This window comes from Wolbachia endosymbiont (group A) of Portevinia maculata, from assembly GCF_964028525.1.
GTDB lineage: Bacteria > Pseudomonadota > Alphaproteobacteria > Rickettsiales > Anaplasmataceae > Wolbachia.
This window is the reverse complement of record NZ_OZ034786.1, coordinates 137,069-156,833: the sequence shown is the minus strand read 5'-3', so window position 1 is coordinate 156,833 and position 19,765 is coordinate 137,069. Positions and strand designations below refer to the sequence as shown.

The following is a 19,765-nucleotide window of genomic DNA, read 5'->3' as shown; positions in this document are numbered from 1 at the left end:
TACTTAGATTACCTTATATAGTCAAATAGTCAATACTCTCTTGCTTAATTTTTATACCATATACTGCTTTGTAGCCAAAAAATATCGTAATTTTTTCTATTATAAGAGAAATCATATGCTGAATTTCTAATGCTTTACTGCCATTTGTTACTACTAGATGCAATACACCAGAATTTACATTCTGTGCATATGAGATCTTTTTCGGTTTTGTACACTCTGCTATTTCTTTCCCTACTATATTTCGCCAGTTTAAAATCAGACGTATTTCATTTTTGCTAATCTTATTTTTCATGCATTTTAATGCGTAATTTTCAATTATAGACTTTAATTTTTTTGGACCGCTACGTTTGAGCATTTTTCTGTTTTGTTTCTAGTATAACTAAATAAGTAAGGTTTACTACTACATTGGATTTCCTCAGTGCCAAATCCAAGTAGCTAACACTGGGATGACAACCTTCTAACTACTTTACAAACCTCTAGCCTCACACCGTAAAAAGCAGTATTTTTATGTAAAATTTATCTCAACGTAGCACTTGTCAGGCAAGTCGTAATCACGTTCCATCCAAAAATTTTTGTGCTGCCATCTTTGCCTCATAATTAACCTTCTAGCTGTTTTAATTGTAATTAGTTAAATTATTATTAACCTGAGTGAATTTTAAATTAGATTTAAAAAGTACAGTATTGTCTAAAATGAATGATATACGGTGTCCGAATTTTAGACTCCTTCTTTTTTGTTGTCATCCCAGTACTTGATACTGGGATCCATTTTTCTTTTTTTTCTGGATTCCAGCGTCACGCGCTAACTTTTAATAGCGATAGTTATTTCTTATTTGTTAAGATCTTTCCTCAATCCAAGCTGCTTGAATGGCTTCGAGTATTTTCTCGTTACAGCGTTTTTCATCATCATCAAATTCCTCTAAACTCAAGACCTTTTTTTTAAGCTCAGTGAATCTGATATTAATTATATTCTCATCTGGAAATTTTTCCTCTAGAGCTTCTACAATATCTTCTATATCAAGCCATTTCATACTTTTTTGTATTTATCTGCTAAGTTAAATTGGTGCCCATGGGGAGACTTGAACTCCCAAGGTCGCAAAACCCACGGATTTTAAGTCCGCTGCGTCTACCGATTCCGCCACACGGGCTTTTTTTTATCTATCTAGAGTAAAACTCTACTACTAAATTGACTTCCATGTCTGCTGAATAAGGAACCTCAGAATATTGAGGTGACCTCAAATACTTCACTGAATGCTCTTTACTATCTGTCTCTAAATAATCCAGAGCCTTGCGCTCTTGTTTTTGTTCAGCCTCTACTACTACAGGGATTTTTGCTGCCCTTTCTCTTATTTTTATTATATCACCTGGTTTCACTCGATAACTCGATATGTTGACCACCTTATCATTAACTGTAACGTGCTTATGAGATATGAGCTGCTTCGCTGCATAAATTGTTGGCACAAGACCAGAGTGGTATAAAACAGAACTGAGCCTTGATTCTAAAATACCGATAAAATTATCAGCCGTATAACCCCTTCTGTTATAAGCATCTAAAAATGTACGTCTGAGCTGCTTACTTGAAATCGCATAGTAAAACTTAAATTTCTTATGCGCAGCAAACTGCTTACCAAAGTCGGATAACTTCTTGAATCCAAGAATACCATGTTGACCTGGAGGGTATTTCCTTTTGTTTACTGGGTCTTTAGCTCTACCCCATAAATTTACACCAAGTCTACGGCTAATCCTATACTTTCTAGTGATAACAGTTGTCATATAAAAACTCTCACGATTTAACTTTAGATTATTAAGGATTTTAGCATTCAGTGTCAACTTGTTTTTGCTGATATAATCTTTTATACTTCATTTTTAAGTTTTTCTATTAACACATGAATCATTCACATTTGGAATCTATGGCAAACGCCATCCGTTTTTTATCAATTGATGCAGTACAAAAAGCAAACTCTGGACACCCAGGTATGCCACTTGGCATGGCAGATGTTGCAACTGTTTTGTTTGCTAAATATCTGAATCATAATCCTGATGATTCTAAATGGTTCAATAGAGATCGCTTTGTTTTATCAAACGGTCATGGGTCAATGTTACTATACTCAATATTATATTTGACAGGTTATACTAGCATAGATGAGCTAAAAAACTTTAGGCAAATGGGATCCAAGACCCCAGGTCATCCAGAGTTTGGCTTGACTTCCGGGGTAGAGGCAACAACAGGCCCGCTCGGTCAGGGGTTTGCCGCTGCTGTTGGCATGGCACTTGCTGAATCAATCCTTAAAAAGCAATTCAGAATCAATCACTACACTTACGTAATGCTAGGGGATGGCTGTCTTATGGAAGGAATAAGCCATGAAGCAGCATCACTTGCTGGGCATCTTAAATTGAATAAATTAATAGCCCTTTTTGATGATAATGATATCTCTATAGATGGCGCTACTTGCCTTTCCTGCTCTGATGATGTAGAGAAACGCTTCTTAGCGTATGGATGGAATGTTGACAAAATTGATGGCCATGATTTTGATGCCATATCCCTTGCAATAGAGCAAGCAAAAAAGTCTGATAAACCTACAATGATCTGCTGCAAAACTATTATCGGAAAATTTTCAAGCCGTGCTGGCACATCCTCTGCTCACAGTGGTGCTTTTTCGGAGGAAGAAATCAAACAGATGAGAGAGAAATTAAACTGGAATTACGAGCCATTCCATGTGCCAGAAGATGTGAAAAACGCCTGGAAGAAAACTGTTGAGAGAGCAAGGCAAAATTACAATTCATTGTCATTCCAGCATGTGACCAGTGAAGAAGAAAAAGAATGGATCCCAGTGTCAAGCACTGGGATGACAGAAGAGAATGCTGGGATGACAGGATATCATGCAGAACTTCAAAGGCGACTAGATGAGCGTCTGCCAGATAACAGCAATTCGGTGTCATTCCAGTGCTTGACACTGGAATCCAGTGAAAATAAAGAACTTCAAAGACGGCTAGATAAACGTCTACCAGACAATATCGATAATGTTTTGGCTAACTTGAAGAAACAAATACACGAGACAATGCCAAACGAAGCTACACGTTCTTCTTTCGGCATGGTAATGGAACTTTTAACACAACATATGCCGGAATTAATCGGCGGTTCTGCTGATCTTACTGGGTCAAATTGCACTAAATATAAGCACATGCAGGTAATAGATAGTAATAATTATAGTGGTTCTTATGTCCACTATGGAGTGAGAGAACACGCTATGGCAGCATGTATGAATGGTATGGCACTTCACGGCGCGATTCTTCCTTATGGTGGCACTTTTTTGGTATTTTCCGACTACTGTCGTCCTGCTATACGTCTTTCAGCTTTGATGAAACAGCAGGTTATCTATGTGATGACTCATGACTCAATTGGAGTGGGAGAAGATGGCCCAACTCACCAACCAATAGAGCATTTAGCCTCTCTTCGTGCTATACCAAATCTATATGTTTTTAGGCCAGCCGATGCAGTTGAAACTCTAGAGTGTGTTAGCATTGCACTCGAAAAAAAAGAATCACCTGCACTGTTTGCGCTCTCAAGGCAAAACGTAAGTTACATGCGCAAATTCTATTTTGATATCGATCAATCTGCTAATCTATCGAAGTTTGGTGCATATGTTTTGTGTGAATGTTCAAAAGAATTAAAAGTGACAATATTTGCTACGGGGTCCGAGGTTGAAATTGCAGTTGAAGCAAGGGAGAAATTGCAGGAAAAGGGTATAGGTACAAGGGTTGTTTCTATGCCATGCTGGAGACTTTTTGATGAGCAAAGTGATGAATATAAAGCGGCAATATTAAATAATGACAGCATCAAAGTTGCAATTGAAGCTGGAAGTGAAATGGGTTGGCATAAATATATAGGTTCAAACGGTATATTTATTGGCATGAAAAGCTTTGGAGAATCAGCACCTTATAAAACACTTTATGAGCATTTTAATATCAGCGCTGATCACGTAGTAAAATGTGTGTGTGAATTTTATCATTCCACTGTATATATTCAATAGAAACCACTTGACAAACTCTGCCAGCCCCTTTATCATGAAACTGAAGGTATTCAGTTATCTTCATCTGTGCAGATTAAACAGCAAGAAAACAACGTAGTTGGCGTCTTATTTTTAATTTTTTGCACTATGTGCACCTTATGTCTTCACAACATTTCTAGGTTTTTACCTACACAAGCTGAAACGCGCTTATAAGTCGTTTAAGACAGTATAGTACGCCAATTTGCAGGATTAGAGAGTGACAACTAGCTAACACGGGATTTCTTTGCCTTTTTTTCTGCTTAGTAAATTTCTTAAACATTTAAACAAAGGTGAGTTGCATTTAAAAGCAGCTAAATTGCAGTGTTTAAGACTTAAAAAACGCCAATACTGAAAGTAGACAATGACTAGGGCTTCTTTTGCCTTTTTTTTCGTTTGGTAAATTTCTTAACGTTTGTAGCTAAAGTAACTTAGGTTCACCGACAACCGTCATCCTGCTACTTGTTAGCGGGATCTATGCTAAGAGATACCGCGGCGGTATGACGTAGGACTGCTGTCATTCCAGTGCCAGCTACTTTCATGACATCATCATAAAGTAAAATGAGATCCCAGTGTCACGCACTGGGATGACAGGAGAAGGTACTGGGATGACACCGTCATAAAGGAACCAGTGCCTGGGCACTGCCCTCTTGGATGGAAACCAGTGTCAGCTACTTGGATGCATCCCACCATGTCATTCCAGCGCGTGACGCTGGAATCTAGTAAACCTTTAGCTATATTATGTCATGGTCTCCTGAACTATTCGGTGGTTCTAACACAACTGGTTGGTCAGATTCAGATGATGATTGTATTGGCTCATCAGACCCAAACAACCATGAAAAAACCCCACCAAAAAATGATGCAATTAATGAAAAAGGCTTCATAAGTATACTAAACAAACTACCAAAAAAAGAGCTCGGCTGTTCTTCTGTTTGTGCAGGTTCTATGGGAGCAATAGGCTGTGCACTTCCGGTTGCTACATCAGTTCCTTTTTCTGCACTGGTGGCGGGTTGTCCTCCATTATTTTGTGTAGGTCCTGTAGGTTGACTACCGTTGCTTACACCAGTTCCTTGTCCTGCACTGGTGGTGGGTTGTCCTCCATTATTTTGTGTAGGTCCTGTAGGTTGACTACCGTTGCTTACACCAGTTCCTTTTTCTGCAATGTCTGATTCTGATTTAGCATCACCTTCTTGCTTTTCTTTCTTTTCTGTACCAGCATCTTCTTCTTGAACCCCTTTACTATCCGTCGATGGCTCATCAATTAAACCAGCATCAGGGCTTTCTGCGGCTTTTTGAAATAGAGTTTTTATTTCTTCGTTAGTAGTTAAATCGAAAGGAGTTTTTTCATCTTTATCTTTTACATTAATATTTGCTCCTGCTTTTATTAGAGCGTCTACTACCTCTTTGTTGTTATTTCGAGCAGCAAAATGTAAAGGAGTCTCTTCTTTATCATTTTGTGCATTAACATTTGCCCCTTTATCCAATAGGGCTTTTACTACATCTTTTTCGCCATTTCCAGCAGCAAAATGTAAAGGAGTCCATCCACCCTTATTTTGTGCATTAACATTGATCCCATTTACTTTCAGTAGGGCTTCTACTACCTCTTTATAGCCATTGAAAACGGCAAAATGTAAAGGAGTCCATCCATACTTATTTTGTGCATCAACATTTGCCCCTTCATCCAATAGGGCTTTTACTACATCTTTATAGCCATTTAGAGCAGCAAAATGTAAAGGAGTCCGTCCACCCTTATTTTGTGCATTAACATTGATCCCATTTACTTTCAGTAGGGCTGCTACTACCTCTTGATGGCCATTGAAAACGGCAAAATGTAAAGGAGTCCATCCACCCTTATTTTGTGCATTAACATTGATCCCATTTACTTTCAGTAGGGCTTCTACTACCTCTTTGTCATTCTTTTCAACAGCCAAATGTAAAGGAGTATTTTCAGAATCATCTGTTGCATTAACCTGTGCTTTTCCTTCTTTACCCAACAGATTTTTTACATCATCAATATTACCGTTTTCAGCAGCCTTAAGCAGTTTATCATTGGCCTTTTTTACGCTTTGCAATAGATCTTGTATTCCTTCATCAGTGGCTAAATTGGAAGGAGTCTTTCCTTCATCATTTTGTGCATTAACATTTGCCCCTTTATCCAATAGGGCTTTTACTACATCTTTTTTGCCAGTTAGAGCAGCCTCATGTAAAGGAGTTTTTCCAGAATTATCTTTTGCATTAACATTTGCCCCTTCATCCAATAGGGCTTTTACTACATCTTTTTTGCCATATTCAGCAGCCCAATGTAAAGGAGTACATCCACTATTATTTTTTGCATTAACATTTGCCCCTTTATCCAATAGGGCTTTTACTACATCTTTTTCGCCATTTAGAGCAGACCAATGTAAAGGAGTATTTCCAAAATTATCTGTTACTATATCTTCATTTACATCACTCATCCCACACCTCCTGTAAAATTATATTATCACGGCAAAGCCGTTAATAATCTATGACCTTTATGTTCCTGGATCACGCAAATAATGCCCATGTTTTTCAGTATATTTGAGCAGGCTGTACATAAGAATTGCAATTGTAGAGCATATTATTGTTAATAGTAAATTTGGTAAAATGCCATAGCGAAAAAATTTTCCTACTATATATATTCCAATAGCCCCAAACATCATATTGCAGAATGAGAGGACTGCACTACCAAGCCCTATACCTTTGATCGTTTCTAAAGCAGAAGTTACGTTATTGCTGATTACTAATGCAAGCCCAATATTGGCTGGAATCCAGGCAACTTGAAGAATTAATATATTTAACTTGTCCGCGAAATAAAAATATACCAATAAACTATCGGATATTATCGGTAACACCAAACCTATTATTAGCATTTTGCTAACCCCTACTTTTGGTACATACCTTCTATTAATTAAAGTTCCAATTATGTAAAATATGACTATGATCGATATGAGGTAGCCAAAATACTGTACTTCAATGCCCATTGATTCAAATATGAACGGGTAGTTAGCAACATATGCCCAAAGCCACATGAAAGTTAATCCATGAATGGCTGAAAACCCAAGGAAACGATAATTTCTAAATATTGATATGTATTGCTTGAAGATATTAGTAGTTATGTTAGTTATACTGGTTTCATTTTTATTCACAATGAGTGTTTCTTGTAACTTAAAGTAAATAAAAATAAGCATAGCAATTGCCGCAAGTGATATAATAAAAAACAAAAATTTCCAACTATACCCATGTGAAATTATATAACCGCCCACCACTGGAGCTATTCCAGGTGAGAGTGCCACTACCATATTTAACTTTGAAATTACTCTCGAGTATTCACTACCCGAGTACATATCCCTTATTGCTGCATACCCAACAACACCTGCAACACCTGCCCCTGCTCCTTGTATGAAGCGAATTAGTATCAAGAGCGCAATACTGTCGGCTATATAACACATGATACTTGCTAAAGTAAAAATTGTCATACCAATCAGCATCATTGGACGCCTACCATAATGGTCCGATAATGGACCATAAATTAATCCAGATACTGCAAATCCAACTAGATTCAAGCTAATTGTAAGCTGCACTACACTGCCTTCTACTTTAAAATAATTGGCAATGCTTGGTAGTGCAACTGAGTATAGGTCAGTTGCCATATCGACAATTGCTACAGACAATATCATAATAAGAGAGATGATATTTTGCGAAAGAGCTGTTTTCACTTAATGATTTACTGGATTAAATATACTTGATTATAATATATTTTTTTCATTAGTATAAGTACAATGTTACATAGTAAACGATGTCATTCGAGTAGCGGACACTGTCCTCCTTTGTCATCCCAGTGCCTTGACTACTTGGATCCAGGAATTTTATTAAGTTGGTAAGCATAAAAGTAGCCGTTTTATACAACGTTTTGATGATTATGAAAAAGCTGGATTCCAGACTGGAATGACACCCTCCTAGTGGATTCAAATCACAATGTTCGTACAGTTATGTGCTTTGACACTGGAATCTTAAGCTAAAATCATAAAAAGCCTGAATTTCAATATCTTATCTTCAATTATTCAGGTTTAAGTTTAAATACTGAGCATCAATTGTTCAGGACCTTTGCTTCCGTGTTATCCAACGAATCACCATAAGTCACTGCTTTGAGGTAAAATTTTCTCCCTGATTGCACTTCAAAAGAAATTATTGAATCATCAAGTAAGGTAAATTTCTCACCTCCTGTATGCTCATACTCTTTAGTACCTTCTTGCCCTCTAATTAGGTTGCTAAGCTTATATTTATTTTTATCTATGAGTTTAGTACTCTGGAATTTCACTATCTCTTTTCCGATTAATGCTGAATTTGAATCGATAATTCCTAGCAGCTTACCAAAACGTAATACTATTACAAGCCCCTCATCGGTAGATTCCATTACATATCCGTAAGTAGACTGTTTATTTGTGCTTGCGATAGGCTTATAATCCTTATCGTTGTACGAAATAAAGAGCGTTGCTCCCTTCCAATTCCTTTCCTCACCAATTAAAGTAAAGCTTGCAATATTACCTTTAACATGCGGTAAATCTATCATTTCTACGATGGTTTTGCTGATATGAGAAGGAGGGTATTCCTTCAGCATAAGAGACCTTGTTGAAGGAAAAGAAAGCTTATATATGGAGCTGTCATAACCAACACCACTTACTTGAATGGACATGCTTTCAAATTTTGTTTTTATAATTCTCACCGTATGCTTTTTCTCACCGTCTAAAATCGTTATGACATCACTTGGCGCAAGCCACGCATATTTTATCGGCAGCTTGAAATTGTATATATTTCTCTCTTGCCATGAAGAATAAAGTAAAACCTCAGCTATATTTTGCGCCTCTCCCTCCTCCATAATGAGCGGTATTTCAACTGTTGCAGCAGTGCCTTGCTTTGGCAACTCAGCATATTTAACATCAATTGGATAGCCAAAATTGCGATTAAAATAAACGACGTTAACTTTATTGTTTAAATCCAGTTGACTAATATTAACAAGTTTTGAATTGTTACTGAAAACCGTTTCACCAATTGGCATTACAGTTGTAACTCCCCTGCCCTTTTGGACAAATTTCAGTTTAGAGCCCTGCTCAACCACATCAAAAAAATAGCAACTTTGCAGCATTTTAATAATTGAACGTACGGGTTGCTGGTCATTTATTACATATCCAGACAATAACCCTTTGACGCCACCTGTATCGAACTGATTGCTTTTTAAACCTGTTTTTTGTAACAGATCCAATAAAACATCGGAAATATTAAGCTGTGAAAGCTTTCCCTGAATCCAATGTCCTGTCTGCCAATTATGGCAGTCAGTCCACACATCACACAAATTGGGAAAGTAAGGAAATGGCCTTGCATCCCATGCCCAGAGAAACATTTTTTCTACCATTTCTGAGCTTTGCCACTTCTTTAGCGTTCCTTCAATTGCAATTTTTTGTGAAAGAAAGCTCACCTCTCCGTTTGAATATCGTGGATATTTGCTCTCTATGCTGCCTTTGTCAACAAACACATTTGGCTCATTAGTGCAGCCGTTCATACTGGGAAATCCATATTCAGTAAACCATATTTTTTTCATTTTTGGTTGCCATTTTGTTTTACTACCACCGGGGTTTATGTGAGTTTCACTCCACCATTTCTCTATATTTTTCCACGCATACCTGCTGTCGTTATACTTTACTTTTTCAGGCTCACTTTTTGAGTAATCATAGAAATAATCATACCCCACTCCACTGCTCCAACCACCCATTACATCTTCCGCAGAATAGCCAAAAGGAGGCTCTGGACCATCAGTCAGTGGAAAATAAGCATCTATGCCAACAACGTCGATGTACTGTGAAGACCACAGTTCATCCATATTATACCAACCATCATATGAGTGGTATTCGCTCCAATCCGCAGCGTAAGTTACTGTTACTTCTTTTCCAAGATCAAGTTTTATCTGCTTTGCAAGCTTAACTAGCTCTGCCACTGCAGGGTAATTACCTTTTTCATCTCTGATTTTGGTAAGTTCAACAAATTCAGAACCAATGATAAACCCTTCCACTTTAGTTTGTTTGGCAATGCTTGCATAATGCTCTATAAATTTGTTGTACTGATTCTTAAAAAAATCACTTATATCCCCAGGAGTCCCGCTCAATCTTCCTCGCCACTCTTTGTTCTTTGTATCAAGTAAGGGCATCGGATAGAGCATCACCTTGTAGCCTCTGCTGTGTAGCTCTTCTATATATCTTATTAGCGCTGAATCACTAACTGTGCCACCATATCTTGGGTTTCCATTATCGTCTTTTGAAATTAGCTGAGCATCATCTCTGGTACTACTTCCTACTTGCCAATCATCAGGTAATATTGCGGAATCATCTTGAAATTCAACTGCAGGGTATATTTTACAATCTTTAATGTTCACAGATCATTCACAAACCAATTGACTACTACCGATACCCACTCAACATTTGGTAAATCTCCCTTTAATTGATCCAAAGAAAGCACTGCATCGCTCTTTTTAGTGTGGTTGTTATGATTTACCCTTTGTGCCAGCCCATATGGGATATATTGGTTGCTGCTTATTTTCTCTTGCGCGATTTTCTTCTGTATTTTTGTATCATATACAAACTCTCCTGAGCCTGGTATTATATTGATATTCTGAATATTTTCTACTACTGAAAATCCGCTAGGCTTTAATATAGTCTGCACTTCAAATGTGAATACCGGAACGCGGTTATTATAGTCTGCTAAAGGAAAATTCTTGATGACTATGTAAGATATTCCCCTATAAGCCGGCACACCTTCGATTGACGACATAAATGGATCAGGATTTTGGTCTTCTGTACCGCGGTAAAAAGTATAATCTATTTCATCAAAGCTAAGTGACGTTGTATCTGCCCAGATTCTGTTTAATTTTTCTACTTTCCCCTTGCAGATCGCAATTGCAAGCGTTGCATAGTAATTATACTCAACATTCATACCTCTTCCAATTTTGCTTTTGGTGGTTATCGCCTCTTCTTTTATTGGCTGTGACCAAATAATGTTCCCTGCAATGCGAGCAGTGCCATAGATAATTGGTATCGTCCTTCCATAGGTTGAGGTTTGAACTTGCAGATTTTTTAGTCTCGCACCATGCGTTACTTTCTGCTCAGCATCAAGGCTAAACATCGCACCATCAAGCTGCGCACCAAGAAGAGCACCGAGTTCTGAGCCGATAATCTGGCCAATTGGACCAAAAATGCTGCCTGCTTGACCAAAAATTGATGATAAAACTATTGTAGACATGATAATCCTCCTTTTTGTTTCTATAGTTAATGTAGGCTCTACGTCATGCCGCCACGAACCGTCATACCGCGATTCATTCGCGGTATCTCTTAGCATAGATTCCGCTAACTAGTAGCGGGATGACGAGCTTATCGTTATGCCGCCGCGAACCTTCATACCGCGATTCATTCGCGGTATAGATTCCACTAACTAGTAGCGGAATGACGAATTTGTCGTTTTACAGCCACTTGGATGACAATTTGCCACTAAATAGTAGGAAATTCAATAGCTTACAATGAATAGTTGAAGTTTTTAATTAAGAAAAGCACATGAGTAAATCGTGTAGCTATAATTATTGTAAGCAACAATGAAAAAGTGCGGAAGTAGAAATTTGAGTTGACAAAATAAGAAAAAATATAGTATATTAAAAATATTGATACTAACTTAAACTAATTATGCCAGCAGTAGTAAATACACCAGACAACATACAAAGACCGTCAAAATTAAAAAAAGCAAAAGAAATTCTGCTAGCTCCTGTAAGGTGGCTAATCACAGGTTTATTTGTAGTACTTTTTATAATATTTTTTATTCCTCCCCTGGTGTTTTTCTTAATCGCCAAGGTATTGAGTAAGCTATATCTTTTTGCAGGAGGCAAAAGAACTGAAGCATTTATGGAGGCAGCACGTATCCCACAAACAACGCATGATACTAATGTAAATGATGCAATTAATATTAACGTTCAAAAGCTAAAAGAAAACTATGGCGAGCCTGATGTTGATGATAAGTTTATAGAGGAAATAGAAGGATTTATTGATCAGTTAGAGTGCATAGCAAATGGCACACAAAAGCTGCAGATAAAGATCAACTTAGAGAAGATGAGAAAAAACATGCACTTGAGTGCTTGGAGCGTATAAAAAATAACCCTGATACACATAGTGGAAGCGGGTTAACATTGAAGCAAGTTTTAAATTTAGCTTGGAAGGCTTGCAACGATCAAACTAGAGCAAATGCTGATCATAATATAGATATTAATACCCGCATATCACAGAGAAAATATCAACTGGTTAAACATTTAGTAGAATCGCAAACAGAATACGGAGTGCGTGGTGGTCGTGGTTCAAGTGCATGTTTTACTGGTACCTTCAACAGTATTGTCTCTTCCTTGTACATTTTTGAAGAGTTTTCCTTCTTGCAAAAAGCAGATAAGAATACTATAAAGCAGGAATTTGAAAATGAGCTGCAAAAAAAGGGAGAAGAACTATTTAATCAGCTTTCCAATGATAAAGAAAAAAAAGAAGTTGCAGAAGCTTTAAGTAATCCTTCTACAAATTTCTTTTCAAGCTATGTAGAGTCATTTAAAAACCACTCTGCACGTGCAGTTTTAGGTGATAAAGAATGCGACAAATTAGTTAAAACTTATCTTAGTAATCTTCAGTACAATAGCACAATATCTTGCTTTACCTAAAGTAATCACTTTACCAGCGGCAAAGTGATACCATGCTGATTCATATATTTTCCTTTCATATCATCATATGATTTTTCACACTCACTTTCGCCGCTTAAAAATACGAATTGGCATGCGCCTTCATTAGCGTAAATTTTTGCAGGAAGTGGGGTGGTGTTTGAGAATTCGAGTGTGACATGACCTTCCCATCCAGGTTCTAAGGGAGTAACGTTTACTATAATTCCACACCTTGCGTAAGTTGATTTACCAACACAAATGACCAGTACATTTCTTGGTATACGAAAATATTCCACTGTGCTTGCAAGCACAAAGCTATTTGGTGGAATTATGCATACGTCTGTTTCTTTATCTATAAAACTATTCTCAGAGAAATTTTTAGGGTCCACGATGGCTGAATTAACGTTAGTAAAAATTTTAAATTTATTATCCACTCTTGCATCATACCCATAAGACGATAGTCCGAAAGATATAACACCTTTGCTGCTTTTGTGATCCACAAAAGGCTCTATCATTCCAAAATTTTCAGCTTTTTCTCTGATCCATTTATCTGGCATAACTGCCATAATTGCCCCTTAAAGTTGTGTAATACTTACAATAATATAAAATAAAATTTAAATGTAAACTGTAGCTTTTGTCATGCAAGTAGCTTGTATCAAATCACAATGTTCATACAATTATGCGCATGACGCTGGGATGACAATGGATTATTAACTAACAAATTGTACATGGTAAATGATGTCATTCCAGTCTGGAATCCAGAAAACTTAACTTTACACCAGGTAATAAGAACTGGATCCCAGTGTCTGGGCACTGGGATGACATCCTCCTAGTGGAAATTGCTCTCAAATCACAATGTTCGTACAGTAAGCTGCTTGCAGACACCATTGTTACAATGTTCATGCAATTGAAATAGCGGTCAATTGGATTAGCTATAGGTCAATCACAAGAGAAAATTAAAGCTTTTCAGTTTGATTTTTTATTACAATAATTAGATTTATGTTCTTAACTAAAAATAATGCTTAGAAACTTTCTCCTGATTTTTGTATTCGTATTATTCACGCCGCTGTCAAATGCTGATGCCAGGAAATACATCAGAATTGTTGGATCTTCAACCGTTTTTCCTTTTATCTCATTTGTAGCCGAGGAGTTCAATCGTGTATTCTCTTTTAAGACTCCAGTTGTGGAATCGATAGGAAGTGGATCAGGGTTCAAAATGTTTTGCTCAGGAATAGGGGAAGACACGCCAGACATCACCACTTCATCTCGCCCTATGAAGGAAGTAGAAAGAGAACTATGTAAAAGAAATAAAATTAATGAAGTGATAGAGATTATCATTGGCTATGATGGAATTGTCATTGCAAATTCAAATCAAAGCCATAGATTTGATTTCACAAAAAAGGACTTATTTGAAACTTTATCTGCATATTCTCAAGAAAATGATAAATTAGTAAAAAATAATAAGAAGTTTTGGTCTGATGTAAATCAAGCCTTACCAAAAACAGAAATTGAAATTTATGGTCCACATCAAAATACAGGCACATACGAAACTTTGGTTAATTCTATTATGTTCAATCAATATTCATGCATGAACTCGAGAATTTTCAAAGAGAATTATAAAGATCAGGAAGAAAGAAAGAAAGCATGTGGTAATATAAGGGATGACGGAAGGTATATAGAAGTTGGAATTAATGAAAACATAATAATACAAAAATTGAAAAGTAACAAGAACGCTTTAGGGATATTTAGTTTTAGCTTTTTAATGAGGAATCAAGATAAAATACAAGGGAGCACAATTGCAGGAATTGAGCCAACTTACGAAAATATATCATCGGGAAAATATATATTAGCAAGACCTCTATACCTTTATATAAAGAAAGAACACCTGGATACTGTTGATGGATTAAGAGAATTCATAAAAGAAATTATAGATTCGATCGGCATTGAAGATGGGTACCTATCTAGGCTTGGTCTAATCCCACTTTCAAGTGAATATATAAAGAAAGCTTCAGCAAAGGTTTATGATATAACGTGACGGCAACACTTCCTTCTCCTGTCATCCAAGCAGCCTCCTTTTTTTGTCATCCCAGTGCGTGACACTGGGATCCAGACTTTAATTATTATACTCGTAAATAAGTGTAATAGATAATGGTCCTGGTGAGAAAAAAGTTCACCTCAAATGCAGTATTTTTGTTGAAATAGCTCAACTGGATGCCAGTGTCACGCACTGGCATGACACCATTTGTTGTAAACTCACTTTTATGGTTATCTTTTTATACTACCTTGTCTACCTTATTTTGTCGCTTTCCTGAACGGATACATATTCTTTGTCTAGCGTAGTCAGACCCCAGCGCAGCGCGCTGGGATGACAATGGATTACTAATTAGGCAGTTCTTGTTTTGTTGCAACACTGAGAAAGATCTGGGTCCGAGCTTTTCGTATTTGGGCTTTCTGATTTCTCACAAAACTTAGCAATACCAGCACCCATTAATATAACTGCTGCCAAAACTGTTAAAGCCAGTGCAACTACAGGATACGCTAGCACATAGGCTGCAACAGCACCAGCTACGCATAGTCCAGTAACACCTAGAGCAATCTTCCCTTTGTGTTCACTCCAGAAGTTTGTATCGTTCTTTTCTGGGGTTTTGTTATCTGCTTCATTTGTTAATTCAGGGTTTGCGGTGTTAATTACTGGGTTTTGACCTAGATCAGTGTCATCTATACAAGCATTAAGTTCATCATTCTCAAACAGATCATGATTGATTTCTTGTGAAAATCGAGTCGCATACTCTTTATCCCATGCTATCTGATCATCAGCCTTGGCATTATCTAGTGTATCTTTACTAAGTTTTTCCTCAAATTTTTGAATCAAATCTTGAAAGCATTGCTCACCTACTCCAGGTATTTTAGCAAAACGTTTTTGTGCCTTTACAAGTTTACTCATTACATAGTTATTTCCACGGTGCTCATACCCAAGGAGCTGTGGAGAAGCAGCATTAAACATTAATTCAAAGATTTCTTTTATCTTTTCCACATCTTCTTGGTTCAATTCTTTACTATATTTAACTTCCAGAAGATAAACTAAAAAGGCATCTACGTCTCCATCAACCCAATATACTATTCGATCTAAAACACTTTGTACATTTTCACCACAATTCTCTAATGCTGCTTCAACTTGATTAACATTAAGACTTTTTATTGCATCTCTTAGTATTGAACTAAGATCCATTACCCTCTTGTGCTCTTCCATTTCTTGAATAACTGTTTCAAGAGCAGGTATGTCACTAAGGACAGTTTCTCTTAGAGAGTTTTCAAAACTCTCTATTGCATGATCACACACAGAATCACGAATTTTTTGATTAGTTTTCTGCCAAATTAGTTCAATGATCTTTACGCTTTTTTCAAATTTTTCTTTATCTTCAACTATATCGTTAAGGCGAGTAATAGCAAAATATAAAATGATATCTTTTTCACTAGTCGGAGCTCCCTCGTGTCTCAAAGCTGCTTGTATATCATCATTTTCATTACTGTTGAATATTTCCTGGACCATTTTAAGGTTGTTCTCGCTGATTGCTGTAATTAATGAAGTTTGAATTTTTTGTTGTATGTCAGTTAATTCAGTCATATTTTACCTCTATTTTCTATAAAGTTTAATTATCATATATATTTACAAGTAAGTCAAGTATATTGTTAATAACTGTTAATAAAGGCCAACAAAATGCTTGACGTTAGAGTAGCTTTTATGGCTTTGTATAGCGAGGAAATAACTCTATGAAAAATCATCAACGTTTACAAACTTTACGTTCAATTGTATTTATTGTGGGAATATTCCTATTGTTATTTAGCTTAGCAATGCTTATTCCTGCTATTACTAATAAATGTCTCAGCTACGAATGGAAAATTTTCTCGCTGGATTCATAATTACCTGCACATCTGGCGTAATTTTTATTTTACTCGGTAAATTAAATGGCATGCCGGCAATTTTTGCAATTACTAGTTGCACCTGGATTGCCTTGTCTTTGTTTGCAGCTATTCCTTTCTATTTTGACAATCTGAGCTATGTTGATGCATTATTTGAAACGATATCTGGCATCACAACCACAGGGGCAACTATATTTAATGATATTGAAAAACAATCTCCAGGAATACTGCTATGGAGAGCAATGCTACATGGCATGGGGGGTTTTGGTGTAATCACTTTAGGAATTGCAGTTTTTCCTATGTTTAAGATTCTCAGCCTAAATAATTTACTTTATTCTGAATATTCAGATGCTACAAAAAGGAAGTTGCCGAACACGCGAAGCGTAGTAATTCATATTACAGCAATATATTATGGCCTAATTTTGTTATGTATATTTTCCTATTATCTGGCTGGCATGCCACTATTTGACGCAATATGTCACGGAATGTCCGCTGTATCAACTGGTGGATTTGCTAACTATAATGATTCTATAGGGCACTACAATAACCCTATGTTAGAAGTCATAACGATCATTTTTATGATTTTGGGTTCTCTGCCTTTTTTTAGCTATTTAAAAATCATAAGACGGTTAGACATTTGCTATGATGAACAGGTCTCTTACTTTGTTAAGATAGCTATTGTTTCATCTTTATTTGCTTGTTTTTGGTTGTATCAAAATGTTGATTTAGGAGTGTCATTATCATTTAGATACAGCACGTTTACCATCACCTCTTTAATTACGTCAACTGGTTATGCAATCTATAATCATATAGATTGGAGCTTCATTTCAGTCTTAGCTTTTTTTCTAACCTTTGTTGGTGGATGTAGTGGTTCTTCAAGTGGTGGCATCAAAATCTTTCGTTTGATCATTTTTCTAAAGTCTATAGGAAATCACTTTCGCCTTTTATTAAACCCAGGTGCAGGTAATAGGGTAAAATTCAACGGAAAAACCCTGGAGAATGATGAAGTTCACTCTGTCTTTATATTTTTTGCAATTTTCATGTTAACGTTTACCATTTCATCAATAGTGATGTCTTACTTAAGCAATGCAGACTTTATAACTAGCATCAGTTCAGTCTCTGCAACGCTTACAAATTCTGGCCCGGGATTTAGTAATTTAATAGGCCCTTCAGGTAACTATTCTTCTTTCAGTAATGAAGTAAAATTATTTTTGTCGTTTTTGATGCTGCTTGGTAGACTTGAAATATTGCCAATCTATTTTTGTATAGGTAATTTATTCTTATTTAATAGAAAGAAATAGTTGGTAAAGTTGTGAAACTTGATATTATAGCTAAACTGACTTACGACAATTTGAAAAACCGTCATTCCGCTACTTGTTAGCAGAATCTATACCGCGAATAAATCTACAGATGTACGAACATTGTCTATCAGGAGGGTGTCATCCCAGTGCCCAGACACTGGGATCCAGGAATTTTATTAAGTTGGTAAGCATAAAAGTAGCCATTTTATGTAAAAATACAACATTTTGATGATTATGAAAAGGCTAGATTCCAGTGTCAAGCACTGGAATGACACCATTCGCTGTACAGTTTACCTTTAAAAATGAATGTTCGTACAGCTATGGAATAAATCGCGGTATAGCTATAGATAGTATCAGCTGTTTAATAAAAAGATCGTAGCTAAACCAAGAAACATAAGAGCTGAGAGAATATCAGTTGTTGCCGATGTTAGGATTGAAGAAGAAACTGCAGGGTCAGACTTTAAACGGTGAAGCATTATAGGAATGAAAGTTCCGATGAACGTTGCAATAATTGACATCATAATCATGGAGACCACAAAAATCATCTCCACTTTGAAATTGTGAAATCTTATTGCTAATACTACGAGTGAAATGGTAGATAAAATTACCCCGTTTATAAGACCTATTAAAAATTCTTTCATCAGTACTCTTTTTGCATTTTGCTCAGTTAGATATTTTGTTGCGATTGCCCGGATGGTTAGCGTTACTGTTTGGGATCCTGCATTTCCGCTCATTGATGCAATTATCGGCATGATTATTGGCAGTACTATAAAACTTTTTATTACATCATCGAAAAAGCCAACTACTATGGAACACATTGTTGCAGCTAAGAGGTTAAACAGTAACCAAGGTAGCCTTTTAATTATAGTTTTATGTATAGGGGCATTTATATCGGCTTTAGAAGATACACCGCTTATTTTGAGTACATCCTCTTCTGTTTCTTGTTGAACAACTTTTATCACATCTTCAATTAAGATCACACCAATAATTTTACCATTCTTATTTACTACCGGAGCCGATAATAGAGAGTAATCTTTAAATATTCTTGCTACTTCCTCTTGGTCTACTCCAGTTTTAATGATTTTTATGTCATGATCCATTATCTCTTTTATTATTGTGTCTCCTGAGTGAGATATTACCTTATTTAAATTAACACTGCCTATAGGCTCTAATTTTGAGTTGATAATGAATATCTGGTGAAATCTTTCTGGTATTTTTTTATAGTTGCGCAAGAATTCCATTAGCTGATTTATCGTCCAATAATATGGAGCTATAACCATATTTTTATGTATCAACCTTCCTGCACTTTCTTCTGGGTATGATAACAACTCCTCTACTAATTTTTGAGTTGCATTGGGTAAGTAGTTAAGTATGTTTTCTATAGACTTTCTATCCAAATCTTTCACTATGGTTACTATATCTTCTACATCAAGGAGCATTAGTAACTTTGCTGTATTTTCTATTCCCAATGTTTCTATGATCTCTCTTTGTAAATCTGGCACTACATGCACTAGGGCATCACTTAACAAATGTTGATCGAGGATATTAACTAATTTCTCCCTGTGATCACTGATTGAAGTAGATAAAAAATAAGCTAACTGAACGCTATCTATCGTTTTTACAATATTACAAACATTTTCTAGCTCCTCGTTATCAAGTGACTCTATTAAGTCATCAATAGCCTTTTTGTCTAAACCATAATGAGAACTTATTTTAATATTCATTACTTTACCTTATTTTTTAATAAATAT

At 36.3% G+C, this 19,765-nt stretch carries 17 protein-coding genes and 1 tRNA gene; 5 read left to right on the top strand and 13 right to left on the bottom strand.

All coding sequences use genetic code 11. The features are described from left to right. Positions 1-13: 13 nt before the first annotated feature. From ABWU36_RS00745 to rpsD, 4 genes are all read right to left on the bottom strand, one after another. Entirely contained in the window at positions 14-355 is a 342-nt protein-coding gene (locus ABWU36_RS00745; RefSeq protein WP_182182927.1) for a DUF721 domain-containing protein, read from the bottom strand. Positions 356-833: 478 nt separating this feature from the next. Then, the gene (gene iscX, locus ABWU36_RS00740) at positions 834-1,028 is read right to left on the bottom strand and encodes a Fe-S cluster assembly protein IscX (RefSeq protein WP_253308941.1); all 195 of its coding nucleotides are present in this window, start codon (positions 1,026-1,028) and stop codon (positions 834-836) included. A 30-nt stretch (positions 1,029-1,058) separates the two neighbouring features. Then, positions 1,059-1,145: transfer RNA gene (locus tag ABWU36_RS00735), tRNA-Leu, on the bottom strand. A gap of 10 nt (positions 1,146-1,155) precedes the next feature. Further along, positions 1,156-1,770: a 30S ribosomal protein S4 gene (gene rpsD, locus ABWU36_RS00730; protein ID WP_353272885.1), complete on the bottom strand. Its 615-nt coding sequence runs from the start codon at positions 1,768-1,770 to the stop codon at positions 1,156-1,158. Positions 1,771-1,883: 113 nt separating this feature from the next. Here rpsD and ABWU36_RS00725 point away from each other — a divergent pair, with 113 nt between their 5' ends. Further along, the gene (locus ABWU36_RS00725; protein ID WP_353272884.1) at positions 1,884-4,028 is read left to right on the top strand and encodes a transketolase family protein; all 2,145 of its coding nucleotides are present in this window, start codon (positions 1,884-1,886) and stop codon (positions 4,026-4,028) included. A gap of 564 nt (positions 4,029-4,592) precedes the next feature. Here the strand turns inward: ABWU36_RS00725 and ABWU36_RS00720 are convergent. From ABWU36_RS00720 to ABWU36_RS00700, 5 genes are all read right to left on the bottom strand, one after another. Continuing rightward, entirely contained in the window at positions 4,593-4,736 is a 144-nt protein-coding gene (locus ABWU36_RS00720) for a hypothetical protein (protein ID WP_341814352.1), read from the bottom strand. A gap of 41 nt (positions 4,737-4,777) precedes the next feature. Continuing rightward, positions 4,778-6,499 (bottom strand): ankyrin repeat domain-containing protein, encoded by a 1,722-nt coding sequence (locus ABWU36_RS00715; RefSeq protein WP_353272883.1) that lies wholly within the window; start codon positions 6,497-6,499, stop codon positions 4,778-4,780. Between the two features lie 57 nt (positions 6,500-6,556). Next, positions 6,557-7,741, bottom strand: a complete 1,185-nt coding sequence (locus tag ABWU36_RS00710) for a multidrug effflux MFS transporter (protein WP_253309931.1) — start codon at positions 7,739-7,741, stop codon at positions 6,557-6,559. A 410-nt stretch (positions 7,742-8,151) separates the two neighbouring features. After that, on the bottom strand, positions 8,152-10,488 hold the full coding sequence (locus ABWU36_RS00705; RefSeq protein WP_265017640.1) for a glycoside hydrolase TIM-barrel-like domain-containing protein: 2,337 nt from the start codon (positions 10,486-10,488) through the stop codon (positions 8,152-8,154). Continuing rightward, a complete protein-coding gene (locus ABWU36_RS00700) occupies positions 10,485-11,447 on the bottom strand; it encodes a hypothetical protein (RefSeq protein ID WP_265045448.1) in 963 nt (320 codons plus the stop codon). Before ABWU36_RS00700 ends, ABWU36_RS00705 begins: the two co-directional genes overlap by 4 nt. Before the next feature lie 338 nt (positions 11,448-11,785). Between ABWU36_RS00700 and ABWU36_RS00695 the strand changes: the two genes are divergently transcribed. Continuing rightward, positions 11,786-12,244: a hypothetical protein gene (locus ABWU36_RS00695; RefSeq protein WP_353272882.1), complete on the top strand. Its 459-nt coding sequence runs from the start codon at positions 11,786-11,788 to the stop codon at positions 12,242-12,244. After that, positions 12,154-12,795 (top strand): hypothetical protein, encoded by a 642-nt coding sequence (locus ABWU36_RS00690; protein WP_353272881.1) that lies wholly within the window; start codon positions 12,154-12,156, stop codon positions 12,793-12,795. Before ABWU36_RS00695 ends, ABWU36_RS00690 begins: the two co-directional genes overlap by 91 nt. A gap of 5 nt (positions 12,796-12,800) precedes the next feature. Here the strand turns inward: ABWU36_RS00690 and dcd are convergent, their stop codons facing one another. Together dcd and ABWU36_RS00680 are read right to left on the bottom strand one after the other, a co-directional pair. Beyond that, on the bottom strand, positions 12,801-13,358 hold the full coding sequence (gene dcd, locus ABWU36_RS00685) for a dCTP deaminase (protein WP_064125494.1): 558 nt from the start codon (positions 13,356-13,358) through the stop codon (positions 12,801-12,803). Positions 13,359-13,533: 175 nt separating this feature from the next. Next, positions 13,534-13,695: a hypothetical protein gene (locus ABWU36_RS00680; RefSeq protein ID WP_264688080.1), complete on the bottom strand. Its 162-nt coding sequence runs from the start codon at positions 13,693-13,695 to the stop codon at positions 13,534-13,536. Positions 13,696-13,810: 115 nt separating this feature from the next. Here ABWU36_RS00680 and ABWU36_RS00675 point away from each other — a divergent pair, with 115 nt between their 5' ends. Next, positions 13,811-14,827, top strand: coding sequence for a substrate-binding domain-containing protein (locus ABWU36_RS00675; RefSeq protein WP_253308933.1), 1,017 nt, complete (start codon positions 13,811-13,813; stop codon positions 14,825-14,827). 348 nt (positions 14,828-15,175) lie between these two features. Here the strand turns inward: ABWU36_RS00675 and ABWU36_RS00670 are convergent, their stop codons facing one another. Beyond that, positions 15,176-16,417 carry a hypothetical protein gene (locus ABWU36_RS00670; protein ID WP_353272880.1) on the bottom strand — a complete coding sequence of 414 codons (1,242 nt, stop codon included), beginning with the start codon at positions 16,415-16,417 and terminating at the stop codon, positions 15,176-15,178. A gap of 253 nt (positions 16,418-16,670) precedes the next feature. On the opposite strand from ABWU36_RS00670, the gene ABWU36_RS00665 reads away from it, so the two are divergent. Beyond that, on the top strand, positions 16,671-18,014 hold the full coding sequence (locus tag ABWU36_RS00665) for a TrkH family potassium uptake protein (RefSeq protein WP_353272879.1): 1,344 nt from the start codon (positions 16,671-16,673) through the stop codon (positions 18,012-18,014). 353 nt (positions 18,015-18,367) lie between these two features. Here ABWU36_RS00665 and mgtE read toward each other — a convergent pair whose 3' ends face one another. Beyond that, positions 18,368-19,738 carry a magnesium transporter gene (gene mgtE, locus ABWU36_RS00655; protein ID WP_253308930.1) on the bottom strand — a complete coding sequence of 457 codons (1,371 nt, stop codon included), beginning with the start codon at positions 19,736-19,738 and terminating at the stop codon, positions 18,368-18,370. Between the last annotated feature and the right edge of the window lie 27 nt (positions 19,739-19,765).